22 protein-coding genes and 3 tRNA genes are annotated in these 26,102 nt (G+C 73.0%); 17 read left to right on the top strand and 8 right to left on the bottom strand.

Features of this window, described 5'->3' with window-relative positions; translation table 11 throughout:
* The first annotated feature begins 25 nt into the window (after window positions 1-25).
* Together HGB44_RS13045 and cimA are read left to right on the top strand one after the other, a co-directional pair.
* Entirely contained in the window at window positions 26-595 is a 570-nt protein-coding gene (locus HGB44_RS13045; RefSeq protein WP_168444011.1) for a hypothetical protein, read from the top strand.
* Between the two features lie 509 nt (window positions 596-1,104).
* Window positions 1,105-2,715 carry a citramalate synthase gene (cimA, locus tag HGB44_RS13040; RefSeq protein WP_061078221.1) on the top strand — a complete coding sequence of 537 codons (1,611 nt, stop codon included), beginning with the start codon at window positions 1,105-1,107 and terminating at the stop codon, window positions 2,713-2,715.
* A gap of 282 nt (window positions 2,716-2,997) precedes the next feature.
* Here the strand turns inward: cimA and HGB44_RS13035 are convergent, their stop codons facing one another.
* Window positions 2,998-3,816: a DUF3152 domain-containing protein gene (locus HGB44_RS13035; RefSeq protein WP_061078220.1), complete on the bottom strand. Its 819-nt coding sequence runs from the start codon at window positions 3,814-3,816 to the stop codon at window positions 2,998-3,000.
* Between the two features lie 337 nt (window positions 3,817-4,153).
* Between HGB44_RS13035 and HGB44_RS13030 the strand changes: the two genes are divergently transcribed.
* From HGB44_RS13030 to HGB44_RS12995, 8 genes are all read left to right on the top strand, one after another.
* Entirely contained in the window at window positions 4,154-4,954 is an 801-nt protein-coding gene (locus HGB44_RS13030) for a fumarylacetoacetate hydrolase family protein (RefSeq protein ID WP_061078219.1), read from the top strand.
* A 93-nt stretch (window positions 4,955-5,047) separates the two neighbouring features.
* Entirely contained in the window at window positions 5,048-6,100 is a 1,053-nt protein-coding gene (locus HGB44_RS13025) for a GDSL-type esterase/lipase family protein (RefSeq protein ID WP_061078218.1), read from the top strand.
* Window positions 6,101-6,234: 134 nt separating this feature from the next.
* Window positions 6,235-7,680 carry a glutamate--tRNA ligase gene (gene gltX, locus HGB44_RS13020; RefSeq protein WP_082768162.1) on the top strand — a complete coding sequence of 482 codons (1,446 nt, stop codon included), beginning with the start codon at window positions 6,235-6,237 and terminating at the stop codon, window positions 7,678-7,680.
* A 135-nt stretch (window positions 7,681-7,815) separates the two neighbouring features.
* Window positions 7,816-7,887: transfer RNA gene (locus tag HGB44_RS13015), tRNA-Gln, on the top strand.
* Window positions 7,888-7,938: 51 nt separating this feature from the next.
* Window positions 7,939-8,011: transfer RNA gene (locus HGB44_RS13010), tRNA-Glu, on the top strand.
* A gap of 110 nt (window positions 8,012-8,121) precedes the next feature.
* A tRNA-Glu gene (locus HGB44_RS13005) sits at window positions 8,122-8,197 on the top strand.
* A 237-nt stretch (window positions 8,198-8,434) separates the two neighbouring features.
* Window positions 8,435-8,698 carry a hypothetical protein gene (locus tag HGB44_RS13000; RefSeq protein ID WP_061078216.1) on the top strand — a complete coding sequence of 88 codons (264 nt, stop codon included), beginning with the start codon at window positions 8,435-8,437 and terminating at the stop codon, window positions 8,696-8,698.
* 187 nt (window positions 8,699-8,885) lie between these two features.
* Window positions 8,886-9,803, top strand: a complete 918-nt coding sequence (locus HGB44_RS12995; protein WP_061078215.1) for a helix-turn-helix transcriptional regulator — start codon at window positions 8,886-8,888, stop codon at window positions 9,801-9,803.
* 130 nt (window positions 9,804-9,933) lie between these two features.
* On the opposite strand, the gene HGB44_RS12990 is transcribed toward HGB44_RS12995, so the two are convergent.
* Window positions 9,934-10,623: an IclR family transcriptional regulator gene (locus HGB44_RS12990; RefSeq protein WP_017566299.1), complete on the bottom strand. Its 690-nt coding sequence runs from the start codon at window positions 10,621-10,623 to the stop codon at window positions 9,934-9,936.
* Between the two features lie 153 nt (window positions 10,624-10,776).
* Here HGB44_RS12990 and leuC point away from each other — a divergent pair, with 153 nt between their 5' ends.
* From leuC to HGB44_RS12975, 3 genes are all read left to right on the top strand, one after another.
* A complete protein-coding gene (gene leuC / locus HGB44_RS12985) occupies window positions 10,777-12,183 on the top strand; it encodes a 3-isopropylmalate dehydratase large subunit (RefSeq protein WP_061078214.1) in 1,407 nt (468 codons plus the stop codon).
* Between the two features lie 25 nt (window positions 12,184-12,208).
* Window positions 12,209-12,805, top strand: a complete 597-nt coding sequence (gene leuD / locus HGB44_RS12980; protein WP_061078213.1) for a 3-isopropylmalate dehydratase small subunit — start codon at window positions 12,209-12,211, stop codon at window positions 12,803-12,805.
* A gap of 349 nt (window positions 12,806-13,154) precedes the next feature.
* Complete coding sequence (locus tag HGB44_RS12975; RefSeq protein WP_014910144.1) at window positions 13,155-13,436, top strand: HU family DNA-binding protein; 282 nt, start codon at window positions 13,155-13,157, stop codon at window positions 13,434-13,436.
* Between the two features lie 144 nt (window positions 13,437-13,580).
* Here HGB44_RS12975 and cofC read toward each other — a convergent pair whose 3' ends face one another.
* Window positions 13,581-14,273 (bottom strand): 2-phospho-L-lactate guanylyltransferase, encoded by a 693-nt coding sequence (cofC, locus tag HGB44_RS12970; RefSeq protein WP_061078212.1) that lies wholly within the window; start codon window positions 14,271-14,273, stop codon window positions 13,581-13,583.
* A gap of 318 nt (window positions 14,274-14,591) precedes the next feature.
* On the opposite strand from cofC, the gene HGB44_RS12965 reads away from it, so the two are divergent.
* From HGB44_RS12965 to HGB44_RS12950, 4 genes are read left to right on the top strand one after another with little or no spacing between them, the layout of a single operon-like run.
* Window positions 14,592-15,437: a lysophospholipid acyltransferase family protein gene (locus tag HGB44_RS12965; protein WP_061078211.1), complete on the top strand. Its 846-nt coding sequence runs from the start codon at window positions 14,592-14,594 to the stop codon at window positions 15,435-15,437.
* Between the two features lie 8 nt (window positions 15,438-15,445).
* A complete protein-coding gene (locus tag HGB44_RS12960) occupies window positions 15,446-16,501 on the top strand; it encodes an NAD(P)H-dependent glycerol-3-phosphate dehydrogenase (protein ID WP_061078291.1) in 1,056 nt (351 codons plus the stop codon).
* Between the two features lie 11 nt (window positions 16,502-16,512).
* The gene (locus tag HGB44_RS12955; RefSeq protein ID WP_061078210.1) at window positions 16,513-17,742 is read left to right on the top strand and encodes a trans-sulfuration enzyme family protein; all 1,230 of its coding nucleotides are present in this window, start codon (window positions 16,513-16,515) and stop codon (window positions 17,740-17,742) included.
* Between the two features lie 59 nt (window positions 17,743-17,801).
* Window positions 17,802-18,926 carry a D-alanine--D-alanine ligase family protein gene (locus tag HGB44_RS12950; protein ID WP_061078209.1) on the top strand — a complete coding sequence of 375 codons (1,125 nt, stop codon included), beginning with the start codon at window positions 17,802-17,804 and terminating at the stop codon, window positions 18,924-18,926.
* Between the two features lie 216 nt (window positions 18,927-19,142).
* Here HGB44_RS12950 and HGB44_RS12945 read toward each other — a convergent pair whose 3' ends face one another.
* From HGB44_RS12945 to cydB, 5 genes are all read right to left on the bottom strand, one after another.
* A complete protein-coding gene (locus tag HGB44_RS12945; protein WP_061078208.1) occupies window positions 19,143-20,009 on the bottom strand; it encodes an EI24 domain-containing protein in 867 nt (288 codons plus the stop codon).
* Window positions 20,010-20,069: 60 nt separating this feature from the next.
* Complete coding sequence (locus HGB44_RS12940; protein WP_210751549.1) at window positions 20,070-20,879, bottom strand: RNA ligase family protein; 810 nt, start codon at window positions 20,877-20,879, stop codon at window positions 20,070-20,072.
* Between the two features lie 288 nt (window positions 20,880-21,167).
* Entirely contained in the window at window positions 21,168-22,934 is a 1,767-nt protein-coding gene (gene cydC / locus HGB44_RS12935) for a thiol reductant ABC exporter subunit CydC (protein WP_061078207.1), read from the bottom strand.
* Window positions 22,931-24,814: a thiol reductant ABC exporter subunit CydD gene (gene cydD, locus HGB44_RS12930; protein ID WP_061078206.1), complete on the bottom strand. Its 1,884-nt coding sequence runs from the start codon at window positions 24,812-24,814 to the stop codon at window positions 22,931-22,933. Before cydD ends, cydC begins: the two co-directional genes overlap by 4 nt.
* Window positions 24,815-25,040: 226 nt before the next feature.
* A complete protein-coding gene (cydB, locus tag HGB44_RS12925; RefSeq protein ID WP_061078205.1) occupies window positions 25,041-26,093 on the bottom strand; it encodes a cytochrome d ubiquinol oxidase subunit II in 1,053 nt (350 codons plus the stop codon).
* Between the last annotated feature and the right edge of the window lie 9 nt (window positions 26,094-26,102).

Genomic DNA, 26,102 nt, shown 5'->3' with positions numbered 1-26,102 from the left:
CCCACCCCGTCCCCCAGGAGCCCCTGTGCCCGCGTCCGAAGCCGCCACCGCCAACGAGACCGCCGCCGAACCCTCCACCGAGGAGACCGGGCCGGTGCGCGCCCCGAACCCCTGGCCCGCGCGCTGCGCCCTGGTCGCCGCCGCCGGTCTGGTGGTCGGCGGCCTCACCTACGGAACGGTGGCGGTCGCCGCGGCGCTGGCACCCCCGGCACCCGCCGCTTCTCCGGAGCCGGCGGGCTCCGAAGCGCGGGAGAGCGGCGACTCCGAGCGGCGGACCGTGTCCCTGCTGCCCGACCCCGCCGAGGAGGCGGAGGCGTCACAGGAGACCGCGGCCGCGGAGGACCCCGGCGGCTCGGACACGGCGGCCGGTACCGGCCCCGGGACGGCCTCGGGCGGGACCGGGGCCTCGGGCGGGACCGGCGGCGCGGCTCCGGAGGGCGGCGCCGACCCGCGCGAGGAGATCCTGGAGGGCATCCTCAACAGCCCGCAGCCGCGCCCGCCGATGGAGCCGCTGGTGGACCAGGAGGACATCGACGCCGAACGCGAGGCCGTCGAGGACGCCGTGGTCCCCGAGGCGGTCGAGCCGGGTCCGTAGGACTACGCCGAGTTCCACGACACCCCCTGCGCCGACTGGCCGGCCGTCTTCCCCGGCTCGTACGGAGAGCTCCGGACGGGTCCGGGCCGGAGGCGGACGGTCACCCCTCCTTCCCCGGTGATGTCGAACACCTCACCGCGTCGGACCCGCTCGACCCGGGGCGGCGCGCTCCCGGGCGGTTCGCGCAGGGCGACAGTGCTGATGGGCGCACTCCGCGGGGTGCCGTCGCCTGTCACGGCTTTTCGGGAAGGCCTCGACGGGACGCCGGGTATGTCCGGTGTGAGAAACAGTCGTCTCGAATATTGGGACAATCCGCCGTTGAGCACCGAGAACTCCGCCACCGTGTGGCACACTGACCTCATGCCGTCTCAGGTGCTCATTATCGTGAGGCGCGCTGGCTGACCATCGGACGCCGCCAGCGCGCTGACCTCTCGTGTCCACGAGGGGTCTTTTTTGTTGGCGGGGCCCGGTCGGCCACACCACAGCATCCACCTTCGGGAGTTCCACCCATGAGGGACGACAGTTTCCACGTCTTCGACACCACGCTGCGCGACGGGGCCCAGCGCGAGGGGATCAACCTGCGGGTCTCCGACAAGCTGGCCATCGCCAAGCTGCTGGACGACTTCGGGGTGGAGTTCATCGAGGGAGGGTGGCCGGGGGCCAACCCCAAGGACACCGAGTTCTTCCAGCGGGCTTCACGAGAGCTGACGCTGGAGCACGCGCAACTCACCGCGTTCGGCGCGACCCGCCGTGCCGGTGTGCGGGCCGCCGACGACCCACAGGTGGCCGCACTGCGCGACAGCGGCGCACCGGTCGTCACCCTTGTCGCCAAGAGTGACGACCGGCACGTCGAGCGCGCGCTGCGCACGACCCTCGACGAGAACCTCGCCATGATCGCCGACACGGTGTCCCACCTGTGCGAACACGGCCAGCGCGTGTTCGTGGACTGCGAGCACTTCTTCGACGGATACCTCCACAACCCCGACCACGCGCTCGACGTGGTCCGCGCAGCCGCCGGGGCCGGGGCCGACGTCGTCGTCCTGTGCGACACCAACGGGGGCATGCTCCCCACCGACGTCACCCGCATCGTCACCGAGGTCCGCGAGGCCACCGGCGCACGCCTGGGCATCCACGCCCAGGACGACACCGGCTGCGCCGTCGCCAACACCCTCGCCGCCGTGGACGCGGGCGCCACCCACGTGCAGTGCACCGCCAACGGCTACGGCGAGCGGGTCGGCAACGCCAACCTCTTCTCCGTGGTCGGCGCGCTCACGCTCAAGCGCGGCCGCGAGGTCCTCCCCGAGGGCTGCCTGGCCGAGATGACCCGCGTGTCCACCGCCATCGCCGAGATCGTCAACCTCACCCCCGACACGCACCAGCCCTACGTGGGGGTGTCGGCCTTCGCCCACAAGGCCGGGCTGCACGCCTCCGCGATCAAGGTCGACCCCGACCTGTACCAGCACACGGACCCCGAGCTGGTCGGCAACACCATGCGCATGCTCGTCTCCGACATGGCCGGGCGCGCCTCCATCGAGCTCAAGGCCAGGGAGCTGGGCCTGGACCTGTCCGGAGACCGCGCCCTGTCGGGGCGGGTCGTGGAGCGGGTCAAGGGCCTGGAGCTGTCGGGCTACAGCTTCGAGGCCGCCGACGCCTCCCTGGACCTGCTGCTGCGCGAGGAGCTGGGGCAGCCGGTCCGCTACTTCGACACCGAGTCCTGGCGCGTCATCACCGAACGCCGTCCCCGGGCCGGCTCCAGCCCCCTGTCCAGCGACTACGAGAGCCTCACCGAGGCCACCGTCAAACTGCTGGTCAAGGGCGAACGCGTGATCGCCACCGCGGAGGGCAACGGTCCCGTCAACGCCCTGGACCGGGCGCTGCGCAGCGCCATGGAGAGCGTGTACACCGCACTGGCCGGGCTGGAGCTGACCGACTACAAGGTCCGCATCCTGGAGGGCAGCTCCGGCACCAACGCCATCACCCGCATCCTCATCACCTTCAGCGACGGGGTGGGGGAGTGGACCACGGTGGGCGTGGGACCCAACGTCGTCGACGCGTCCTGGGTCGCCCTCGAACAGGCGGTCACCTACGGGCTCCTGCGCCAGGGCTACCCGCAGGGCTGACCGGCGGCGCCCGGGAGCCGGAGCCCTCCGGGGAGCGGACGAGGGGGCGGGGCGGCAGCCGCCCCCTCGCACCGCCCCCGTGCCGCCTCGCCGTGTCCACCCGAAGCGTGTTCGCGCCGGTCGCCGCGTGTGCCCGTCCGCGGTGTGCGCGGGCCGCGCGCGGTCGCGGCCGCTCTTCACTGCGGCCCGCCATCGCTTTTCGTATCCGAATCGATACCCAGGGTCATGAGAATTGCGTGCGCGTTCGGGCGGAGAAGCACGCACGCCCCCGGGGCGGGCGCCTCAGTCCTCGGGGTCGTTCTCGGGGTGGACCCAGCCGTTGGGCTCGCACCCCTGGAGGCCCAGGGTCTGCTGCTGCATCACCGGAGCCGGTTCGCCCCCGCCGGGGCAGTCCACGTGGCCGTGGCCCAGGGTGTGGCCCACCTCGTGGTTGATCAGGTAGATCCGGTAGGTCTCCAGGTCGTCCTCGAAGTGCGGGACGCCCGACACCCAGCGGTTCTGGTTGATGATCGCCCGGTTCCCGTTCGCGCAGGACACGTACCCGTCGGTGTTCAGCGGGGCGCACAGCCGGTCCACGGTCTCCGGCGCCGCCAACAGCACGCGGACGTCGGCGTCGTCGCCGTCCACCCGCTGCATGGCGCGCTCGCCGTCGTCGCCCCAGCTGCGCGGGTCGCCCAGGATCTCCTCCACGGCGGCCGCGAAGTCCTCGGACTCCCCGGGCAGCCCCTTCTCGACCTCCACGGCGAAGGTGGTCACCGGGCCGTCGCCCATGACGTCGCTCTCGCCCTCCAACACGGAGAACTCGCCGTCGGCGCTCTCGACCTCCTCCTCCACGGAGCGGAGCAGCGGCGGCGCCTCTTCCTCCTCGGCCCGCTCACCGGGGCCGGCGGAGGACTCCGGCCCGGGGGCGGTCCCGTCCGCCGAGTCCCGGTCCTCCGCGGAGGTGCGCCGGTCGCCGCCCTCCTCGGGAACCCCGTCGCCGACCGGTCCGGACGCGGAGGTCTCGGCGGGGTCGCCGAGGTCGGGCCCGTACCCGGGCACGCTCACCATGAGCACGGTGGAGGACCCGGAGACCAGGCACAGACCCAGCGCCAGACCCATCGGGTACCGGCGGCGCTTGCGGTGCCGGGCACGGGGACGACCCCTGGGCGAAGCGGGCGTGGGCACGGGAATCAGCCTCTCGACGGCGGACGACGGACCCAGCATGCCAGAGTTCGCCCCAAGGAAAGGCCAAGGCAGTGTCCGGGAAGACCAGGTGTGGGAGGGCATGGAGTGTCCTGTGCCCTTTCGGGGCTGTCGTGGGCATTCGTACCGTCCGGGACGTGGTCGCGGTGTGGCCTTCGACTCCCCCCGGGCGGGTCCCGTCCGCTCCCGGCCGACCGCCGCGCCGATACCCTTCAAACGCAAGCGAGACAACAGGGCTGCTGGGAGGCATCAGGTGCGCATCGCGCGGTTCGCGTCCGGTGACGAGGTCGGGTTCGGCCTGGTAGAGAAGGATTCCGACACTGGGGAGGAGTTCGTCGCCCGGCTGAGCGGCCACCCCCTCATCGGCGACATCCAGCTGACCGGCGAGCGGGCCAAGCTCTCCGACGTCCGGCTGCTGTCACCGGTGCTGCCGACCAAGGTGGTCTGCATCGGCAAGAACTACGCGGACCACGTCGCGGAGATGAAGGACGTCACGGGGGAGTCCACCGACGAGCCCGTCGTCTTCCTCAAGCCCTCCACCGCCGTGACCGGGCCCCACGACCCGATCTTCCGCCCGGCCGTCTCCGAGCGGGTGGACTACGAGGGCGAGCTGGCCATCGTCATCTCCCGCCCCTGCCGCGAGGTGCCGCGCGAGCGCGCCAAGGACGTCATCTTCGGCTACACCGTCGCCAACGACGTCACCGCCCGCGACCTCCAGAAGAAGGACAAGCAGTGGACGCGGGCCAAGGGCTTCGACTCCTTCTGCCCCATCGGTCCCTGGATCACCACCGGGATGAGCATCGAGGAGGCGCAGGACCTGGCCGTCACCACCACCGTGGACGGCCAGACCCGTCAGGACGGGCACACGTCGCAGTTCATCCACGACATCCCGGGCATCATCGCCTACGTCACCTCCTTCATGACGCTGCTCCCCGGTGACGTGGTCCTCACCGGCACCCCGGCCGGGGTGGGCCCGGTCGAGGTCGGCCAGGAGGTCGCGGTGACGGTGGAGCGGCTGGGCACCATCACCAACCGCGTGGTGGCCCGGGACTGAGGGTTCTCCGTTCCGCGCGCGGCCCCCGCGCGCGGGCCGAGGGGGTCGGCGGCGCCCGCGCCGCCGACCCGCGCACGAGTGGAAGGCAGCCCGTTGACCATCCCCCGACACCGCCGCACCGGCCCACTCGCCCTCGCCGGCGCGCTCGTCCTCGTGCTCCTGGTCGCGGGGACCGCCTACTGGACGGCCGCGCGCACCGACGGCGGCGGGGGCGGCACCGGCACACCGACAGGGGGACCCGTGAGTGAACCGCGCCGCGTCATGCTGGCGGGCGACTCGATGACCCAGGGCGCCAACGGCGACCGGACCTGGCGCTACCACCTGTGGAACCACCTCTCCCCGCACGTGGAGGGGCTGGAGTTCGTCGGCCCCTACAGCGACCCCGCGTCCCGCGACATGATCCTGCCGGTCCCCACCAACGAGGACGAGGCGACGCCGAGCCCGGACGGCGATCCCGCCGAGGACTACCAGGAGGGCGGCGCGGAGCAGGGCGGCGCCGACGGGGGCGCCCCCGAGGCGGGCCCCTCCACTCCGGGTCCCGACGAACCGCTGCCGGAGGACGGTGTCGTCTGGCCCGGCGCGGACGGCGACCCGGACACCGCCGAGTACCGGGACCCCGACTTCGACCAGGACCACAACGCCCTGTGGGGCCGCACCCTCCGCGACGCCTCCTCCTCCATCCGGGAGGACGTCCGCGTCCACCGACCGGACGTGCTGTGCGTCATGCTCGGCGTGAACGACCTGCTGTGGCCGGTCACGATGGAGGAGATGGAGTACCGGCTGCGCGGCTACGTGGAGGCGGCGCGCGAGGCGAACCCGTACCTGCGCGTCGTGCTCGCCGAGACGCTGCCCATCGCCCTGGCCGAGTCCGACGAGGGTTTCGCCCTGCGCGTGTACGCCTACAACGTCCTGGTCCGCGAGGTCGCCGCCGACATGTCCACGGAGCGTTCGCCGGTGATCAGCCTGGACGTGGCGGGCAGGGAGGACTGGGACGCGGCCGCCGACACCTACGACGGCACCCACCCCAACGCGCGCGGGGAGGTCAAGATCGCCGCGGCCTTCGCCGACGCCCTCGCGGAGGGCCACGGGATCGGCCGGGCCTACCCGCGCCCGCTGCCCACGGCCTCCGCCGGGGGTGAGGCGTAGCGGGGACGCCGGCCACCGCCCTGGTCCGCCTCCCGGCGCCCGGCCGGGGGAGGGGTCCCGCGCGCGTGACGGGGATCAACGGGGGGACCAGCGGGTTTCCCCGGACCCCGGTCCGGCGCGGATACCCTGGGCGCGTGACTGAGACTTCGATTCGTACCCGCTTCGCCCCGTCCCCCACGGGCATGTTCCACGTCGGCGGCGCGCGCTCCGCGCTGTTCAACTGGGCGCTGGCACAGCAGCGGCCCGAGGGCCGCATGGTGCTGCGCGTCGAGGACACCGACGCCGCACGCAACCGTCCCGAGTGGACCGAGGGCATCATCCGCGCGCTGGCCTGGCTCGGCATCGGCGAGGACGACCCGCACTTCGAGGGCCCCTACTTCCAGTCGGAGTACGCGGACAAGCACCGCGAGACCGCGCAGGAGCTGTACAAGAACGGCCGCGCCTACTACTGCGACTGCACCCGCGAGCAGGTGCAGGAGCGGCGCGACAACCCCAACCTGGGCTACGACGGGTTCTGCCGGGACCGGAACCTGGCGCCCGGACCGGGCCGGGCCCTGCGCTTCCGCGTGCCCGAGGGCGGCCCCACCGTCGTGGAGGACCAGATCCGCGGCCGCGTGGAGTTCGAGCACTCCGCCGTCGAGGACTTCGTGATCGCCCGCGCCGACGGCTCGCCGCTGTTCGTGCTGGCCAACGTCGTCGACGACGTCGAGATGCGCATCACCCACGTCGTGCGCGGCGAGGAGCACCTGTCCAACACCCCCAAGCAGCAGCTGCTGTGGGAGGCGCTGGGACTGACCCCGCCGGTGTGGGCGCACCTGCCGGTCATCGTCAACGAGCAGCGCAAGAAGCTCTCCAAGCGCCGCGACAAGGTCGCCCTGGAGTCCTACCAGGAGGAGGGCTACCTGCCGGAGGCGATGGTCAACTACCTCATGCTGCTGGGCTGGGCGCCGGGCGACGACCGCGAGATCATGCCGTGGTCGCAGATGCAGCCGCTGTTCCGGGTGGAGGACGTCAACAGCTCCAGCGCCTTCTTCGACGAGAAGAAGCTGCGCGCCTTCAACGGCGAGTACATCCGCGCGCTCTCCGCCGACGAGTTCGCCGAGCGCTGCCAGCCGTGGCTGACCGGCGACGCGGCCCCGTGGGACCCGGCCGACTACGACCCGGCGGTCTTCGCCGCCGTCGCCCCGCTCGCGCAGAGCCGCGTGGCGGTGCTCAGCGAGATCGTGCCGAACGTGGACTTCCTCTTCCTCCCCGAGCCCGTGGAGGACGAGAAGAGCTGGGCCAAGGCCATGAAGCCGGGCGTGGGGCGGGAGATGCTCCAGGCCTCCCTGGCGCGCTTCGCCGACCCGGAGCTGCCGTGGGCCGCCGAGGACCTCAAGACCGCCACCGAGGAGGTCGGCGCATCGCTGGGCCTGAAGCTGGGCAAGGCGCAGGCCCCCGTGCGCGTCGCGGTCACCGGCCGCACCGTCGGACTGCCGCTGTTCGAGTCGCTGGAACTGCTCGGCCGCGAGCGCGTCCAGGAGCGGCTGGCCGCGGCCCTGACGAAGCTGGGCGCACAGGAGGACCCCGCCGGGTCCTGAGGCGGACGGGGGTGGTCGGAGCCACAGCCCGGCCGCCCCGATTCCGGTTCGCGACCACTCCGAATGTCCGCTAGAGTTGTCCACGTCGCCGAGGGGGACGGGGAAGCGAAAGCGGACCGGGTCCTCCCAGAGCACTGGGGTATGGTGTAATCGGCAGCACGACTGATTCTGGTTCAGTTAGTCTAGGTTCGAGTCCTGGTACCCCAGCGCAGGTCAGCGTTGAGGCGCTGACCGCGCGGGTCGCAGACCCGAAAGCGCGCCCCCGTCGTCTAGTGGCCTAGGACGCCGCCCTCTCAAGGCGGTAACGGCGGTTCGAATCCGCTCGGGGGTACACAGAGGGAGAGGCTCCCACCATGTGGGGGCTTTCTTTCTGGCCGGTGCATGCCACCGGTGTCCGGTTGGGGCGGGTATCGTAGTACAAGGTCCGTCCGAACCAGTCCGGCCCCCGTCGTCTAGTGGCCTAGGACGCCGCCCTCTCAAGGCGGTAACGGCGGTTCGAATCCGCTCGGGGGTACCACCAGCTGAGGCTCCATCCACGAGGATGGGGCCTTTCGTGTTTCCCGGTGGCCCCTGGAGGCGCTCCCGGACCGCGAGAGTCCTCCCCCGGGCCGCGGAGGGCGGATCCGCGGCGGTGCGGCGTCCCTGGGATACTGGGTGGGCGCAGTCTCCCGGCCGCCCAACCCCTGTCGGAGCGTATGAAGAGCGACCACCCCTCCCCAGCCGTCCGGACCGGACCGGCGCCTCCGGGCGCGCCGTGACCGGCCGTGAGCTCGGTCCGGGCAGCCACCAGGACAAGGAGCTCCGGGAGATCCTCAAGGACCTGTGCGAACAGGGGTGGGTGCTGAGGCAGGAGGGACACTGGGGACGCCTGTACTGCGACTGCGGCTGTACCCGCATCCAGGTCCCCGGGACGCCGCGCAACTCCGGCCGGGCCGCGCGCCGTATCCGGCAGGAGGCGCGGCGCTGTCCGATGCCACCGGACGACCCCAGGCGGGGCGCGGGCGGCTCCCGCGAGTGAGGCCGGTCCGGACGGAGACGGTTCCGGCGACCCCCGGCCGTGGTGGGGCCCGGCCGTTCCGGGTATCCTCGTGTTGACGTTTGCCAACGGATGGGCGGCACCCGGCGGGTTCCGGGGCGCGGCGGCCGTTGACCGTGGCCGGTAGCCCGGCACACACCGGAGGACGCTCCGGAGGAAGGCGAGGCCGATGGCCGAGTACGAGTTCGTCTTCGTCGTGGACGGGTTCGACCTGGACGACCACGACACCGTCCAGGCCCTCAGCGAGAGCTTCGACGCCCTCGTCTCCTCCTGGCACGGCTCCCTGCGCCTGTCCGTGGCCGCGCTCGGCCCGGACGCGGTCACGGCGGCCAGGTCGCTGGTGGAGCGCGTCCACGTGACGGTGCCCGGCGTGCGGATCGTCCGCCTCGACCGGGAGCTGGTCGGGGTCTCCGACATCGCCGAGATCACCGGTAGGAGCAGGCAGAACGTCGACCAGTGGGTCCGAGGGCAGCGGCACGACGGCGTCCCCTTCCCCGCGCCGGAGGCGGCCGTGGGCCGCTCCCTGGTGTGGCTGTGGTCGGAGGTCAACGCGTGGCTGCGCGGGATCGGCCTGGACGACGGCCAACTGCGGCCCACGCGGACGGAGATGAGCGAGATCGACTGGCTGCTCCAGACCTCGCGCAAGGTCGAGCTCGCCCTGGTCCGCCACGCCAACAGCCCCGACGCGCGCCGGGTGGCCAGGCTGCTGGCCGCGCACGCCCGCACCACGCGCGAGTTCATCCACTACCTGGTGAAGAACCCGCGGGTGCGCGACGCCCGCGGCCGCTACACGGTGCTGGTCTGCTCGCCCCGCGACGAGGCGGTGGACGTCTTCCGCAGGCTGGAGGCTTTCGAGCACCCGGTCGTGCTCGCCACGGTGACCAACCGCATCCACGCCCTGGTCATGGTCGACGGGGAGGGCGAGCGCGGTGACGCGACCGAGCTGGTGCCCGGGATGACCGTGCGCGACTGGCTGGGGATGATCGCCCTGTCGCCCGAGAGCGAGTTCACCGTGGCGTCGGAGGGCGCGTCCACCAAGACCGCGCCCATCACCGCGCGGTCGCCGATGGACCTCGTCGGAGCCTGAACCCGGTCCCCTGGGCGGCCAGCCGTGATCTTGTGCCTATGGCGCGTCTCGACCGTCCGACCCCGCTGCAAGTACAGGCTCGCCGCAGGTCAGGACTCCTTGCGTCGCACCCGCAACGTTTCCGGCCGGTTCAGGAGTGGGCGCCCTCGTAGCTGTGCAGGGACTCGCTGATCTTCTCCGCCGCCGACAGGACCGCCTGGGAGTGGATGCGGCCGGGGGAGCGCGTCAGGCGCTCTATGGGGCCCGACACCGACACGGCGGCGATCACGCGCCCGCCGGGGCCCGACACCGGCGCGGACACCGACGCCACGCCCTGCTCGCGCTCGGCGACGCTCTGGGCCCACCGGCGGCGGCGCACCTGGGCCAGGCTGGCCGCCGTGAACCGCGCCCCCAGCAGGGAGCGGCGGATCCGGTCGGAGTCCTCCCAGGCCAGCAGTACCTGGGCGGCCGAACCGGCGTTCATGGGCAGCTCGCTGCCGACCGGCACCGTGTCGCGCAGCCCGCTGCTGCGCTCGGAGGCGGCCACGCACACCCGCAGGTCCCCCTGGCGGCGGTAGAGCTGCGCGCTCTCCCCGGTCAGGTCGCGCAGCTGCACCAGGACGGGGGAGGCCACGGCCAGCAGCCGGTCCTCGCCGGTCGCTATCGACAGCTCACCCAGGCGCGGGCCCAGCACGAAGCGCCCCTGGCTGTCGCGGGTGACCATGCGGTGGCGCTCCAGCGCCACCGCCAGCCGGTGGGCCGTCGGCCGGGCCAGACCGGTGATCTGTACCAACTGGGCCAGGGACGCCGGTCCCGACTCCAGGGCGTCGAGGACGGACATGGTCTTGTCCAGGACACCGACGCCGCTGGATGAGCTAGAGTTGTCCATGGCTTGATATTGCCGTCTCGAAATATGGAATGCAAGTCAGGCCGCAGTCCGCGCAGGGCTCCACACGAGACGCGCCCGAGACGACAACGAGAGAGGCGATCGCCCATGGCACGCACGATGGCCGAGAAGGTCTGGGAGGAGCACGTCGTCCGACGTGCCGACGGCGAGCCGGACCTGCTCTACATCGACCTCCACCTCGTCCACGAGGTGACCAGCCCGCAGGCCTTCGAGGGCCTGCGCCTGGCGGGCCGGTCCGTGCGCCGTCCGGACCTGACCATCGCCACCGAGGACCACAACGTCCCCACCCAGGACCTGTTGGCCCCCATCGCCGACCCGGTCTCCCGCAAGCAGGTCGAGACGCTGCGCAAGAACTGCTCCGACTTCGGCGTGCGGCTGCACCCCATGGGCGACATCGAGCAGGGCGTGGTGCACGTGGTCGGCCCCCAGTTGGGCCTGACCCAGCCGGGCATGACCATCGTCTGCGGTGACAGCCACACCAGCACCCACGGCGCGTTCGGCGCCCTGGCGTTCGGCATCGGCACCAGCCAGGTCGAGCACGTCCTGGCCACCCAGACCCTGCCGATGGCCCCCTTCAAGACGATGGCCGTCACCGTGAACGGCACGCTGCGGCCGGGGGTGTCCGCCAAGGACGTCATCCTCGCGGTCATCGCCAGGATCGGCACCGGCGGCGGCCAGGGCTACGTCATCGAGTACCGGGGCGAGGCCATCGAGGCCCTGTCCATGGAAGCCCGCATGACCGTGTGCAACATGTCCATCGAGGCGGGCGCACGCGCCGGGATGATCGCCCCGGACCAGACCACGTTCGACTACATCCGGGGACGGGCGCACGCGCCGCGGGGCGAGGACTTCGACGCCGCGGTCGAGCACTGGAAGAGCCTGCGCACCGACGAGGGCGCGGTCTTCGACGCCGAGGTCGTGCTGGACGCCGACGAGCTCAGCCCGTTCGTCACCTGGGGCACCAACCCCGGCCAGGGCGTGCCGCTGGACGCCTCCGTGCCCGACCCCGCCTCGTTCGAGGACCCCTCCGCCCGCGCCGCCGCCGAGAAGGCCCTGGCCTACATGGACCTCGAGGCCGGAACGCCGATGCGCGAGGTGAGGGTGGACACCGTCTTCCTGGGCTCGTGCACCAACGGTCGCATCGAGGACCTGCGCACCGCCGCCGAGATCATCCGCGGCCGCAGGGTGGCCGAGGGCGTGCGCATGCTCGTCGTCCCCGGCTCCATGCGGGTCAAGGAGCAGGCCAACGAGGAGGGCCTGGGACGGGTCTTCGAGGAGGCCGGCGCCGAGTGGCGCGAGGCGGGCTGCTCGATGTGCCTGGGCATGAACCCCGACCAGCTCAAGCCCGGCGAGCGCAGCGCCTCCACCTCCAACCGCAACTTCGAGGGCCGCCAGGGCCGCGGCGGACGCACCCACCTGGTGTCGCCGCAGGTCGCCGCCGCCACCGCGGTGCGCGGCACCCTGTCCTCGCCCGCCGACCTGGCCGCCCTCTAGCGCGCCCCGTTAGGAGAGACCTCTCATGGAGAAGTTCGACGTCCACACCGGTCGGGCCGTGCCGCTGCGCGCGAGCAACGTCGACACCGACCAGATCATCCCGGCCGTCTACCTCAAGCGGGTCAGCCGGACCGGCTTCGAGGACGGCCTGTTCGCCGAGTGGCGCAAGTCCGACCCCGACTTCGTCCTCAACCGCCCCGAGTACCAGGGCGCGTCCGTGCTGGTGGCCGGGCCGGACTTCGGCACGGGCTCCTCGCGCGAGCACGCCGTGTGGGCGCTCCAGGACTACGGCTTCAAGACCGTGCTGTCCTCGCGCTTCGCCGACATCTTCCGCGGCAACTCGCTCAAGGGCGGCCTGCTGACGGTCCTGCTGGAGCAGGAGGTCATCGACCGCGTCTGGGCGGCCGTCGAGGCCGACCCCGCCACCGAGGTGACCGTGGACCTGGTCGAGCGCGAGGTGCGTGTCCCGGCGGCGGGTGTGCGGGAGTCCTTTGAGCTGGACGACTACACCCGCTGGCGCCTCCTGGAGGGTCTGGACGACATCGCGCTGACCCTGCGCCACACGGACGCGATCGGGGAGTTCGAGGGCACCCGCAAGCCCTGGCTGCCGGTGACGCTCTAGACACTGATCGGCTTCTGGGCCGGGGATTCGTGGCCTGTGTGACGCAGGACACCCCCGGTCCAGAAATATTTTACCTTTACGTACTGTGAGCGCCTGCTTACGGGTCTTCCGTCCTTAAGCTCAGCGTGTCTCATGCCCGGAATCCGGTTATACGTAGGCATTTGAGGCTCGCAGAAGGGGTCAAAAGGGACTGAAGTCGGAGGTGGCTCCGGTCCGGACCCAAGCCCCACAGAGGCTGCCGCGCAGGTGGGGATGGACCCGACACGCCCTGCCCGCAGGCGTTTGTATTTGTGTAAGGGCCTCTGCTTCCCCTAATTTCGTGCGAGCAAGGGGGAACCGGAGGAACCTTATGAACAAGCGTGACCTGATCGACGCGATCTCCGATCGACTCGGAGACAAGAAGACCGCGACCGAAGCGGTCAACGCTGTGCTTGAGACCATTCAGGCCACCGTGGCGTCGGGCGACAAGGTCGCCATCACCGGCTTCGGCGTTTTCGAGAAGTCCGAGCGCGCGGCCCGTACGGCCCGCAACCCCGCCACCGGAGCCACCATCAACGTCCCCGCGAGCTTCGTGCCGAAGTTCCGCGCTGGCGCTGACTTCAAGGCTCTGGTCAACGGCGACAAGAAGTAACCCGCCACCACACGGCGACGGGTCCGTCCGCCCGGGTTCCCTTCGAGGGGCCCGGGCGGAACGCGTTCCCGGGGGTTCTGAGGCCTCGTGGGGCTCCTGGGGCCTAGGAGCCCAGGGGAAGGCGTGGAAGGGCCTCAGGAGGGCTCAGGGCGCGTTCTGCGGGCACAGGCCGCCGCCCACGAGCTCCCACAGCCCGCGCGTCCTGGGACCCACGCCCAGCGCCACCGCGGCGCGCAGGTCCTCGAACGTGTCCACGTCGCGCCGCACCGACGCCGCGTCCGGCACCACCAGCTCCCTGGCGCCCCCGGACAGGTGGCGGGCCCGTGAGGGACCCTCGAAGGCCGGGGTGAACGGGTGCCCGGGCGAGGCGGCGAACAGCGTCGTGCCCACGCCGGGAGCGTCCGGCAGGAAGGAGCGCCCGTGCCCGGCCGCCGCCGTCAGGACCCGCTCCAGCTCCTCGGGGCGCAGCGCGGGCAGGTCGGCGGACAGGGCGCACACCCCGAGCGCGGGCAGGCGCCGCCGTGCGACGGCCGCCCCGTGCTCCAGCGCCGGGTTCAGTCCCGTACCGGGCTCGCCGCCCACCACCACCGCGCCCAGCCGGGCCAGTTCGGCGCCCGCGCGCGCGTCCTCGGTCACCGCGAACACCGCGGCCACCACGGGGCAGGTCCGTGCCGCGGCCACCGTGTCGCAGGCGATGGCCAGCGCCAGGTCCTCGCGGCGGCCCCCCGCGGCCAGAGCCAGTCGGGACTTGGCGCGGCCGAGGTGCTTCACCGGGACGACCAGGGACCAGCGGGCCCCGGGACGCGGTGCCCCGCTCCGTTCTCCACAGCCGGTCACGGTCCCCCCGGAACGTCGGTACGGCACGACAGTGACGAGGGTAGGCGTTCGGGGATGAGCCGTCGGCGCCGCCGCCCGGCGGAGCCGCACGGAAAAACCCGATCCGGGGCCGGGGGCCGGGGGGAGGGCCCGTCGGCACCGCCCCGCGGGGCCGCGCGAGAGCCCCGCCCCGGGCCTCGCGGTCCACCGCGGCCGCGCCGCGCCAGGCGTGTCCCGTGGCCCGCGGTCCGCGGACGGCGCCCCGCCGACCACGCCCTACACTGAATCGGTTGTGCTGTGCGGCCTCGACGGGCCTGGAGCGATGGAGTGAGGAGTCCCGTGGCCAAGCAACGAGAATCCCGGTGGGTGAAGGCGGTTGTCTCCCGGATCGTCCGGTTCGTCCTGTGGTTCGTGACCAAGCCGGACTGGAGGGGCACCGAGCACGTCCCGGACAGGGGCGGCGCGATCATCGCCCTCAACCACCTGTCCCTGGCGGACCCGCTGACGGTCGCCCACTTCCTCTACATCGGCGCCCGGCGCTGGCCGACCTTCACCATGAAGGAGGGGGTCATGCGCATCCCCGTGGTGAGCGCGGTGGCCAGGAGCACCGGCCAGATCCCCGTCAAGCGCGGCAGCACCGACGCCGTCAAGGCGCTCCACGAGGCCGAGCTGGCCCTCACCCGCGACGGCGCCTCGGTGATCTTCTACCCCGAGGGCACCTGCACCCGGGACCCGAACCTGTGGCCGATGACGGCCAAGACCGGGGTGGCGCGCCTGGCCCTCACCACGGGCGTGCCCGTGATCCCGGTGGCGCACTGGGGAGAACAGCACATCATGCCCTACGGCACCAAGAAGGTCAGGCTGTTCCCGCGCAAGCGCGTGGAGTTCCGGGCCGGACCGCCGGTGGACCTGTCCCGGTTCCGGGACCGGCCGCTGACCGGAACGGTCCTGCGGGAGGCCACCGAGGCGATCATGGCCGACATCACCGGCCTCCAGGCCCGGATCCGCGGCGAGGAGCCGCCCGCGGTCCCCTACGACCCCAGGAAGGCGCGGGCCGCGGCCGCCGGCGGCGAGGAGCGGCCCCCCGTGGACGGCGGCACGACCGCCGGGGCGGACAGCACGGCGCCGACCGAAGACGAGGCCGGGGCGAAGAGCGACAACGGCAAGGACAGCGCGGGGGCATGACGGAGCCGATGGGTAGCGACGACGTGAGGATCGCCGTTCTCGGCGCGGGCTCGTGGGGCACCGTGTTCGCGAACATCATCGCGGACGCGGCCGACCTGGCCGAGGAACGCCGTCCGGGCGGCCCCGCCGCCGAGGTGGTCCTGTGGGGGCGGCGGTCCTCGGTGGTCGACGCGATCAACGACACCTCCGAGAACCCCGACTACTTCCCCGGGATCCCCCTCAACCCGCGCCTGCGCGCCACCGCCGACGCCCCCAAGGCGCTGGCGGAGGCCGACGTGGTGGTGCTGGCGGTGCCCTCCCAGACGCTGCGGGCCAACCTCGTGGACTGGCGCCCCCACCTGCGCGGGGACGCGGTGGTCGTCAGCCTCATGAAGGGTGTGGAACTGGGCACCCGCATGCGGGTGAGCCAGATCATCGCCGAGGTCCTGGAGTGCTCCGAGGAGCGCATCGCGGTGGTGTCGGGCCCCAACCTGGCCCGCGAGATCGCCGAGCGCCAGCCCGCCACCGCCGTGGTCGCCTGCTCCCACGAGCCGACGGCCGTACGGCTCCAGAGCCTGTTCAGGTCGGCCTACTTCCGCCCCTACACCAGCACCGACCTGGTCGGGGTGGAGATCGGCGGCGCGATGAAGAACGTGATCGGCCTGGCCGTCGGCGTGGCCGAGGGCATGGGCTTCGGTGACAACACCAAGGCGTCCCTCATCACCCGCGGCCTGGCCGAGACCACGCGCCTGGCGGTGGCCCTGGGCGCGGACGAGCACACCCTGTCCGGCCTGGCCGGGATGGGCGACCTGGTCGCGACATGCTCGTCGCCGCTGTCGCGGAACCGGACTTTCGGTGAGAAACTGGGCGCTGGTAAGACCCTCGAACAGGTCGTCGCGGAGACCAGGCAGACGGCCGAGGGGGTCAAGTCCTCCGAGTCCGTCCTGGAACTCGGATGGGCCCACGGGGTCGACATGCCGATCACCGAGGCCGTCGTCAAGATGATGCACCACGACCTGAGCCCGGCCGAGGCGCTCGCCGCCTTCATGGCGCGCAGCGCCAAGCCCGAGCGCTACGGGGTCTGAGAGCGAGCACGATGTCACACACACCAGGGTCCGCGGCGGGCGCCGGGGCCGAGGGCGAGTACACGCGGGCGGTCTCCCTCCCGCAGGCGCCGGTTCCCGCCGAGCGCCCGATGCGCATGCCCGTCCACCGGGCCACCACCTACGCGTTCGACACCTCCCAGGAGTACGCGGACGTGCTGGCGGGCACCCGGCCGGGCTACTCCTACGCGCGCATCGACAGCCCCACCGTGGACGCGTTCGCCGACGCCGTCGCGGCCCTGGAGGGCGCCGGGGTACCGGGGCCGGTGCGCGGACAGGCCTTCTCCTCGGGCATGGGCGCGCTCAGCACGGTGTTCATGGCGCTGACCGAGGCGGGGTCGCACGTGGTGGCCTCGCGGTCCATCTACGGCAACACCCACTCGCTGCTGGACCGGCTGCTGCGCCGGTTCGGCGTGCGCACCGACTTCGTGGACATCACCGACCCGGACGCCGTGCGCGCCGCCGTGGGCCCCGACACCCGGATGGTGTTCACCGAGACGCTGTCCAACCCCACCATGACCGTCTCCGACCTGCCCGAGCTGGCGCGGATCTCCCACGAGGTCGGCGCCGTACTGGTGGTGGACTCCACCTTCGCCTCCCCGGCCGTGTGCCGCCCGCTGGAGCACGGCGCCGACGTGGTCGTGCACTCGGCCACCAAGTACATCGGAGGCCACAGCGACACCACCGGCGGCGTGGCCGTGGCCTCGCCCGACCTGATCGGGCGCATCCGTTCCGCGCGCGTGGACCTGGGTCCCTGCCTGGCCCCCGACGAGGCCTACCTGCTGCACCGGGGGCTGGAGACGCTGCCGCTGCGTGTGCAGCGCCAGTGCGAGAGCGCGGCGACCCTCGCCGCGGCGCTGGAGGGGCACCCCCTGGTGGAGCGGGTCGACCACCCCTCGCTGGCCTCCCACCCCCAGTCGGCGCTCGCCGACAGGCTCTTCGACCAGGGGCGCCACGGCGCGGTCGTGACCGTGCACCCGCGCGGCGGACGCGAGGCCGGGATGGCCTTCGCCGACCGGCTGCGCGTGGCCACCATCGCCGCCTCGCTGGGCGGAACGCACACGCTGGCCGGACACGTCGCCTCCACGTCGCACCGCAGCATGAGCGAGCGTGAACTGGCCGCGGCGGGCATCTCACCGGGAGCGGTGCGGTTCTCCGTCGGCCTGGAGGACCCCCGTGACCTCGTCGAGGACGCCCTGGCGGCCCTCGGCGGGGACAGCTGACACACCGCGGGGTCTCACCCGCTCCGGTTCCAACCAACGGCGAGATAGGGTCAGGCAGCATGTCGTCCGAACAGCGCAAGATTCGGGTGGCCGTCGTCTTCGGCGGGCGTAGCTCCGAACACGAGATCTCCTGCGTCACCGCGGGCAGCGTGCTGTCCGTCGTCGACCACGACCGCTACGAGATCGTGCCGGTCGGTATCACCCGCACGGGCAACTGGGTGCTGACCTCGGGCGACCCCGAGAGCCTGCGCATCGACGCGGGCACCAGCGCGCTGCCGTCGGTGTCCGAGGACGGCGTCGACCTGGCGCTGCCCTTCGACTCGGCGGGCCAGCTGATGGTCGTGGACCCGGTCAAGGGCCCCGAGCGCCTGGCCGGGGTGGACGTGGTGCTGCCGCTGCTGCACGGCCCCTTCGGCGAGGACGGCACCATCCAGGGGCTGTTCGAGATGATGGGCGTGCGCTACGCCGGGGCCGGGGTGTTCTCCAGCTCCGCCTCCATGGACAAGGTCTTCATGAAGGCCATGCTGCGCGGCAACGGCATTCCCACCAGCGACTTCGTGGCCATCACCGACCGCCAGTGGCGTACCGAGCGCAAGAGGGTGCTGGACGACGTGGCCGAGCTGGGCGCCACCGTGTTCGTCAAGCCCGCCCGCGCGGGCAGCAGCGTGGGCATCAGCAAGGTGGAGGACTCCTCCGACGCCGACGCGGTGGTCGCCGCGGTCGAGGCGGCTCGGGAGCACGACCCCAAGGTGCTGGTGGAGGCCCGGGTCGTGGGCCGCGAACTGGAGTGCGGGGTGCTGGAGTCCGAGGACGGCGGCACGCCCGACGTGTCCGTCCCGGCAGAGGTGCACGTCGCCGACGGCTTCGACTTCTACGACTTCGAGGCCAAGTACCTGTCCACGAGCAGCCTGACCATCCCGGCCGAGATCCCCGAGGAGGCCACGGCGCGTCTGCGCGCGCTGGCCGCCGACGTGTTCGAGGCGATGGGTTGCGAGGGCCTGGCCCGCGTGGACTTCTTCTACACCGAGGACGGCGGCATCCTCGTCAACGAGCTCAACACCATGCCGGGCTTCACCCCGGCGTCGGCCTTCCCGCAGATGTGGGCCGCCACCGGCGTGGACTACGCGGCACTGGTGGAGCGGATGATCTCCACGGCGCTGCGCCGCGCCCCCGGCCTGCGGTAGACGGACCCTCTCCAGGCGGGCGGCCGGGCGGTCGCCCGCCTTCGGCGCTCCCGGGGACACCGGTACACGGGGGTGGGCCCCGGGTGGACGGGCCCGCGGAAGCCCCTCCGCGAGCGTACGCTCACACGACCTGGCACCGGCCCCTCCACCGCCCGGTGGACGCCCCCGGCTCCGGCGGAGCCGGGAGAGCCCTGCGCCGGGAAGGTTCGGCTCCGGTCAGTCCTGACCGCGCCCGCCGGGGAGGGGCCCGCCGGGGGGCGTTCCGCCCGGAAGCGGTCCGCCCTGAGCGCCAGGTCCCGGCAGGGGACCCGCGGGGTCCGGCCGGTGCGGCGGGGTGGGGACCAGCTCGCGGGTGAGGATCACCGCGCCCGCGGTGGCGGCGGGGAAGACCACGACGGCCAGGAACGGGACCGCCAGGAGGAAGTACGTCGGCACCGCGTAGCCCAGCACCCGCGCCCGCCGCGTGCCCATGTACCGGCGCCGCTCGCGGATGGTCATCAGCCTCCGGCGGTCGAACGCGCTCGCCAGCAGCTCGACCGCCAGCAGCCACCCGCCCAGCACGGCGGCCAGCACCGGACCGGCCACCTGGCCCACCACCGGGATGAAACCGATCGCGAACACGAACACCGTCACCACGAGGGACACCGCCACGACCGCCAGCGACTGCCGGACGGCCCGCCACATCGACGTCATCAGCGACTCGTCGAGCTCGCCGGGGTCGTTGCCCAGCTCCTTCTCGACCAGCTCGGTGACCTTGTCGTAGATCGGCCCGCCCAGGGCCAGCGTGACCGTCGTGAACCCGACCACCATCAGCAGGAGCGATCCGGCCAGGACCGCCACGGACACGGCGCCGCGCAGCAGCCCCTGCCACAGGGGGTCCCAGCCGTCGGCGAAGGGCGTCGCCCAGTCGGCCAGGTCGGTCAGGTTCACCACCAGGAGCACGAACAGCGCCAGGAAAACCAGTGATGTGATCAGGGCGGGAAGGGCGCCGAGCAGGAACAGGCGCGGCTTGCGCAACAGCAGGGTGAAGCCGCGCAGGAGGGCGCCGACGCCACCGAGGAACTCACGAACAGGATTGGCCACGGGGGAACCCTAGAGGACCCCGGCCCCGCTGTCAGATCCGGGGCCCGGCGCCCCCTGCCGTCATCCCCCGCGCTGGGCCCGGCGCTTGAGCGTGCGCCGGTAGTCCTGGAAACGGGCCTTGGCGATCACCGAGCGGTCGGTGGTGCGCAGCACGATCCCCTCCGCCCGGCCGCCCGCGTCCCCGTCCAGCGCCACGCGGGTGCCCGGCAGGTGTTCGGCGACGAACTCCGAGGTCTCGGCGACGTCCTGGGGCAGCTTGTCGGCGGGGACGGTGGCGAGCCGGGGCGTGAGCTCGATCCCCTCGCGCTCGGCGAGCCGGGAGAGCGTCGCCTCGCGGAGGAAGTCCTGGCCCCCGCCCTCGCGCCAGGCGGAGACCTCGTGGCGCTGCCGGGACAGCACCTCGGCCGGGACGGCCGCCGAGTCGAACATCCGGTAACCGACGGCGCGGTTGCCGGTGTACTCGCGGCTGGCCGCGGTGACCTTGCCCCCGTACACCTCCAGGTAGTGGACGACGACCCCGGTCCCGGGAGGGGTGATCCGCTCGGCCAGAGCGCGCAGGGCGTCGACGATGCCCAAGGCGGGGTTCCCGATCAGGTCGCCCCTGGCGTAGAGCAGCTCCTCGCGGCTGCCCAGGACGTAGTCACCAGAAGGAAAGCAGACAATACGGGCATTCACCCCGTCCACCTTCTCGGTCAACACGACGTCGCCGGTGAAGGCGGTGGCCTCCTCCAACAGGCCCCCGTTCTTGGGGTCGAGGGCGTGGTAGGTGGGGATGCTGGGGTACTTGGTGGCGGAGTTGAGGACGGACAGGTCGAGCGCGCGCAGGTCGGGTTCGGTCATGATCGGCTCCAGGGGGTTCGTCCGGCTCATCCGGCTCGTTCGGTCCGCCTGCTTGGTCCGGTGTGTCAGGGCGGCACGGTGGGACGGTACCCCAGTACGGCCCGTCACGTCCCCCCGTTTTCGGCCGGCGCCGCGGCGCGGTACGCGCCCCCGCACCGAAACCCGCCCCGCCGTCCACCGAAGCGAACACCGTCGCCCGCCCCTGTGGACAGGCGGGCCGGGGCCGGACCGCCGCGTGACCCGGGCGTTTGGCCCTCGGCGAGGGCGCTGCCGGGAACACGGGCCGCCGCACGCGTTCGGGACGCGATCCGCACGCGGTCAGCCCGTGCTGACGTCGCGGTACCAGCCCTCCCGCCGGGACAGCTCCTCGTGCGTGCCCTGCTGGATCACCCGGCCGTCGCGCACCACGTAGATCCGGTCCACGCGGTCCAGGCCCGTCAGGTCGTGCGTGACCAGCAGGGTGGAGTACCCCTCGGTCGCGACCAGCAGGTCCTCCACCACCGCGTCGCGCGTGTCCGGGTCCAGATGGGCGGTCGGCTCGTCCAGCACCAGCACCCGGGGCGCCGCCAGCAGGGCGCGGGCCAGCGCCAGCCGCTGCACCATCCCGCCGCTCAGGCCCAGGCCGTGCGCGCCCACCCGCGTGTCCAGCCCCCGGGGCATCGCCGCCACGTCGTCGGCCAACCGCGCGCGCCGCAGCGCCTCCCACAGCTCGTCGTCCTCCGAGCCGGGTCGGGCCAGCCGCAGGTTCTCCCGCAGCGTGGAGGCGAACACGTGCGGGTCCTGCGGGACACCCGACACCACCCCGCGCACCTCGTCGGCCGGGTACGACGTGACGTCCTCCCCGCCGATCTCCACCAGGCCGCCGTCCGGGTCGCGGAACCGCAGCAGCACCGACGCCAGCGTGCTCTTGCCCGCGCCGCTGGGGCCGATCACCGCCACCGTCCACCCGGCGGGGATCTCCAGGTCCACCCCGTCCAGCGCCCACGGTTCCCCGGGTCCGTAGCGCACCCGCAGGTCCCGCACCCGGACCGTCGCGTCCCCGTGCGGGTCCAGGCCCGTGCGCGTGGGCGCGGCGACCGCGGGCGGGGTGTCCAGGACCCCGAACAGTCTCGCGCCGCTCGCCCGGATCGCCCCCAGCCTGGCCGCCACGGCGGGCAGCGGCGCCACGATCTCGAACGCCGCCAGCGTCACCAGCACCAGCACCGCCAGCGACACCGCGTCCAGCGTTCCGCCCTCCACGGCGGCCACGCCCAGGAACAGCACGCCCCACACGGTCAGCCCGGTGATCAGCGCGCTCGCCCCGGCGCCCAGCCCCAGGATCGCGGAGTCCCCGCGCGCCAGCCGGGTCAGCTCCTCGTCGGCCGCGTACACCCGTTCCACCTGTCGGTCCATGGCGCCGTAGGCGACCAGGTCGGACGCCCCGTGCAGGGTGTCCACCAGGGTCGTCGACAGCTCCCCGCGCGCCCTGGCCTGGCGCCTGCCCGGCTCCCGGCCCAGCGCGGCGGCGGCCAGCGGTACCGCCAGACCGGCCAGCAGCAGGCCCGCCGCCAGCAGCAGCCCTCCCGGCGCGTACAGCGCGGTCAGGACCAGGACCGTGACGCCGCCCGTCACCACCGAGACCAGCGGCGGAGTCAGTCCGCGCACCAGCAGGTCCAGGGTGGCCTCGGTGTCGTTGACCAGCCGGGACACCAGGTCCCCGGACCGGAAGCGGCCGAACGGCTCGGTCCTGGCGAGCCTCTCGTACACCCGCACCCGGACCTCGGCCAGCGTGCGGAACGCGGCGTCGTGGGTGACCAGCCGCTCCAGGTAGCGGGCCACCCCGCGGCCCACGCCCAGCGCGCGGGTGGCGACCACGGCCACGCCCAGCGCGGTGATGGGCGGGTGGTCGGCGGCGGTGGCCAGCATCCACGCGGCCACGCCCAGCAGGGCCACGGCCGCGCCGGTCGCGGCGGCGCCCAGCAGCACGCCGAGCGCGAAGCGGCCCACGCGCGGCCGGGCCAGGGCCGTCATCCGCAGCAGCGGGTCGCGGCGGCGTTCGCGTTCGGGCACGTGGAGCGTGTCGGGGGCGGCGGTGTCGGCGCTCATCGCGACGCACTCCCTTCCTGGGTCAGCAGCGGCAGTGACGCGGTCCGCAGGGTGTCTCCGAGGACGCCGTGCGCCCAGCCGGTGTCGTGGGCGACGATGACGGCGGTCCGGCCCTCCAGGAGCCGGGCGACGGCGGTGCGCACCGCCGCGGCGTTCTCCGGGTCCAGGTGGGCGGTGGGTTCGTCCAGCAGGACGAGCGGGGCGTCCCGGCACAGCGCCCGCGCCAGCGCGATCCGCTGCCGCTGTCCGGCCGACAGGCGGGCGCCGCGCTCGCCGAGCCGGGTGCCGTAGCCGTCGGGGAGGGCCCGGACGAACGCGTCGGCCTCTGCCAGCCGGGCCGCCTCGCGCACCCGCTCCATGGAGGCGTCGGGTGCGCCCAGCCGGATGTTGTCGGCCACGGACACGTCGAACAGGTAGGGGCTCTGGGGGACCCAGGCGGTGCCGAGGCGCCAGTCGTCGGCGTTGACCCCGTCCAGGGGCTGCCACCCTCCGCCGGGCGCGCGCACGCTGACACGCCCCCGCGTGGGTTCGACCAGCCGCAGCAGGAGCGACAGCAGGGTGGACTTGCCCGCCCCGCTGGGGCCGGTGAGCAGCAGGTGCTCCCCGGCCGACACCTCCAGGTCCAGCCCGGACAGTGCGGGCACGTCCCGCCCGGGGTAGAGCAGTTCCACGTCCTCGAAGCGGATGTCGCCTCCGGCGGCGGGCGCGGGTCGGCCGGTCGCCGGGGGAGGGGCGGGGGAGCCGCCGGCTCCCGTCGCGGCGGCCGTCGCCCTGACGGCGTCCGCGGCGCGGGCGGCCCCCGGGACGTCGGAGGCCTCCCCGGTCTCTCCCGCTTCCCGGGGTCCGTCGGCCGTGCCGTCCGCGGGGCCCGGTGCGGCGGCCCCGGTCCGCGCCGTTCCGCGCCCGCGTTCCAGCTCGGTGAACACCTGCTCCGCGGCGGACACGCCCTCCATGCTCGCGTGGAACCGGGCGCCCACCTCCCGCAGCGGCAGGTAGGCCTCCGGCGCCAGGATCAGCACCAGCAGCGCCGTCTGGTAGTCCATGTGGCCGCCCAGCAGGCGCAGGCCCACCTCGACCGCGACCAGCGCCACTGCCAGGGTGGACAGGAGTTCCAGCGCGAACGCCGACAGGAAGGCGACCCGCAGCGTTCCCATCGTCGCCCGCCGGTGGTCCTCGCCCACCCGGCGCAGGATCTCGGCCTGCGCCTTGGCCCGGCGGAACACGGCCAGGGTCGGCAGCCCCTCCACCACGTCCAGGAAGTGCCCGCCCAGGCGGCTCAGCAGCTTCCACTGCCGGTCGGTGCGCTGCTGGGTGTGCATTCCGATCAGTGCCATGAACACCGGGATCAGCGGCACCGTCACCAGGATGACGATCCCCGAGATCCAGTCCGCCCAGAACACCACCGCCAGCACGGCCAGCGGCACGATCGCGGCCAGGACCAGCTGGGGCAGGTAGCGGGCGAAGTAGTCGTCGAGCGCGTCCAGGCCCCGGGTGGCCAGGGTGACCAGCTCGCCCGCCTTGGGCGAGCCCTGCTCACCGTCCTCGCCGGGTTCAGCCGCCCACACCCTGCCCGACCCGGTCACGTGCGCCACCAGCTGGCGGCGCAGCTGCGACTTGGTGCGCGCGGCGCTGTGCAGCGCGGAGGTCTCGGCCAGGTAGGACAACAGGGCACGGACCACGGCGACGGCCGCGACCGCGCCGACCACCCAGCCCAGGGTGTCCAGCCCCTCGCCCCGCCAGGCGCCGGTGACGGCGCGGGCCAGCAGCCAGGCCTGGACCAGGATCAGGCCGGTGATGAGCGCTCCGCTGGCCACGGAGACGGCCAGGTGTGCGCGTACCGCGCTGGCGGTACGCACCAGGCGCGGGTCAAGGGGCTTCATAGGCGCGGGACCTCACGACGTCGTTCGGACCGGGTGCACGTCTGACCCGGAGTGGCTGGGGCCTTCACGGTGGCACGGTGCCGCACCGGTCGGCCGGGGCGGGCGCGACGGCCCCAGTATCCACCCGGCGCGCCTCGCTGACCGGCCGCCACCGCGGCCCTCCGCCACGGGGCGGCCGGGTGCCTCCCGGGGGCGGGTGTGCCCGCGGGGAGGCACCGCGGCACCGTCAGGCAGCGGGTTCGGGATCCTTGCCTCCGCGCTCGGCCTGGGTGACGGTCTCGCCGGTCACGGTCTCGCCGGTCACCCTCCTGCGGAACACCCAGTAGCTCCACCCCTGGTAGAGGAGGACGAGCGGCAGGAACACCACCGCCACCCACGACATCACGGTCAGCGTGTACTCGGCGGAGGAGGCGCCCGCGACGGTCAGGCTGAACGCGGGGTCGGTGGTGGAGGGCAGCACGTTCGGGAACAGCGCGGTGAACAGGGCGGCGAACGCGGCGAGGATGGTCACCGCGGTGAAGGCGAACGACCACCCCTCGCGGCGCCGCCAGGCAGCCGCGACCCCGCCCGCCAGCGCCGCGGCGGAGAGGGCGACCAGCGGCAGGGTCCGCGTCCCGTCGCCGTGGGCGAGCTGGGTCCACACCAGGAAGAGCGCGCCCAGCGGGACCGCGGCGCACGCGGACCACAGGGCGGCCCGGCGCGCGCGGATCCGCACCGGCCCGTCGGTCTTGAGGGTCAGGAAGATCGCCCCGTGCAGGGTGAACAGCGACAGCGTCGTCAGCCCGCCGAGCAGGGCGTAGGGGTTGAGCAGGTCGGCCACCGAGGAGGTGACCACCTGGTCGGGGCCCATGGCCACGCCCCGGAGGACGTTGGCGAAGACCACGCCCCACAGGAAGGCGGGCGCGGTGCTGCCCGCGAAGATCGCCCGGTCCCACCAGGCGCGCCACACGGAGCTGTCGCGCTTGCCCCGGTACTCGAACGCCACACCGCGCAGGATCAGCGCGACGAGGATGAGGAACACCGGTGCGTAGAACCCGCTGAGCAGGGAGGCGTACCAGGCGGGGAAGGCGGCGAAGGTCGCGCCGACCGCGGTGATCAGCCACACCTCGTTGGCGTCCCAGACCGGCCCGATCGCGTTGATGGCGACCCGGCGGTCGACGGAGTCGCGCCTGCCCATGAAGGGCATGAGCGTGCCCACCCCGAAGTCGAACCCCTCCAGGACGAAGTACCCGATCCACAGGACCGAGATGGCGATGAACCAGATGACGGCCAGTTCCATGGTCCTTGG

It is taken from the genome of Nocardiopsis alborubida (assembly GCF_012396365.1).
In the GTDB taxonomy this organism is placed as follows: Bacteria; Actinomycetota; Actinomycetes; order Streptosporangiales; family Streptosporangiaceae; genus Nocardiopsis; species Nocardiopsis alborubida.
Note: the sequence above shows the minus strand (reverse complement) of the source record. Positions and strands in the feature narration are given on the sequence as shown.

Bases quoted from the DNA above. Each gene is read 5' to 3' on its own strand.
- HGB44_RS12995 (WP_061078215.1), top strand. From the start codon at position 8,886: ATGGCCGAGTACGAGTTCGTCTTCGTCGTGGACGGGTTCGACCTGGAC.
- HGB44_RS12975 (WP_014910144.1), top strand. From the start codon at position 13,155: ATGAACAAGCGTGACCTGATCGACGCGATCTCCGATCGACTCGGAGAC.
- HGB44_RS12950 (WP_061078209.1), top strand. From the start codon at position 17,802: ATGTCGTCCGAACAGCGCAAGATTCGGGTGGCCGTCGTCTTCGGCGGG.
- cydB (WP_061078205.1), bottom strand. From the start codon at position 26,093: ATGGAACTGGCCGTCATCTGGTTCATCGCCATCTCGGTCCTGTGGATC.
- cimA (WP_061078221.1), top strand. From the start codon at position 1,105: ATGAGGGACGACAGTTTCCACGTCTTCGACACCACGCTGCGCGACGGG.
- leuD (WP_061078213.1), top strand. From the start codon at position 12,209: ATGGAGAAGTTCGACGTCCACACCGGTCGGGCCGTGCCGCTGCGCGCG.
- HGB44_RS12990 (WP_017566299.1), bottom strand. From the start codon at position 10,623: ATGTCCGTCCTCGACGCCCTGGAGTCGGGACCGGCGTCCCTGGCCCAG.
- cydC (WP_061078207.1), bottom strand. From the start codon at position 22,934: ATGAGCGCCGACACCGCCGCCCCCGACACGCTCCACGTGCCCGAACGC.
- HGB44_RS12960 (WP_061078291.1), top strand. From the start codon at position 15,446: ATGGGTAGCGACGACGTGAGGATCGCCGTTCTCGGCGCGGGCTCGTGG.
- HGB44_RS12940 (WP_210751549.1), bottom strand. From the start codon at position 20,879: ATGAGCCGGACGAACCCCCTGGAGCCGATCATGACCGAACCCGACCTG.
- HGB44_RS12955 (WP_061078210.1), top strand. From the start codon at position 16,513: ATGTCACACACACCAGGGTCCGCGGCGGGCGCCGGGGCCGAGGGCGAG.
- leuC (WP_061078214.1), top strand. From the start codon at position 10,777: ATGGCACGCACGATGGCCGAGAAGGTCTGGGAGGAGCACGTCGTCCGA.
- HGB44_RS13035 (WP_061078220.1), bottom strand. From the start codon at position 3,816: ATGGGTCTGGCGCTGGGTCTGTGCCTGGTCTCCGGGTCCTCCACCGTG.
- cydD (WP_061078206.1), bottom strand. From the start codon at position 24,814: ATGAAGCCCCTTGACCCGCGCCTGGTGCGTACCGCCAGCGCGGTACGC.